1 protein-coding gene is annotated in these 328 nt (G+C 76.5%); it reads right to left on the bottom strand.

Annotated elements, in window-relative coordinates:
- Positions 1 to 328, bottom strand: a 328-nt coding sequence (locus SLNSH_RS24405; protein WP_146140390.1) for an HAD family hydrolase, incomplete at both ends; no start/stop codon positions are given.

Raw genomic sequence — 328 nt, 5'->3', positions numbered from 1 at the left:
AAATGGCGGTCGCGCCATCCTGGCGGAGCTCCTCCGCCCGAGCCGCGAGCGGGCCGACGTCGACGCCCCTCTCGGCCAGAAAGCGGGCGTTGCCGAGCGCCACGGCGCGGCCGTCCACGGCGCCGAGCGCCCCCTTGCCGGTCGGGGAGTCGAAGTCGGCGAGCTGGCCGGGGGCGATGCCCCTGGCCTCGGCGGCCGCCACGATGGCCACCGCCAGCGGGTGCTCGCTTGCGCGCTCCACCGTGGCCCCGAGGCGCAGGATCTCAGCCTCGGAGAAGCCTTCCGCCGGCACGACGGCCGTGACCGCGGGCTTGCCCTCGGTCAGGGT

Origin of the sequence: Alsobacter soli, assembly GCF_003004785.1 — a bacterium.
GTDB lineage: Bacteria > Pseudomonadota > Alphaproteobacteria > Rhizobiales > Beijerinckiaceae > Alsobacter > Alsobacter soli.
Note: the sequence above shows the minus strand (reverse complement) of the source record. Positions and strands in the feature narration are given on the sequence as shown.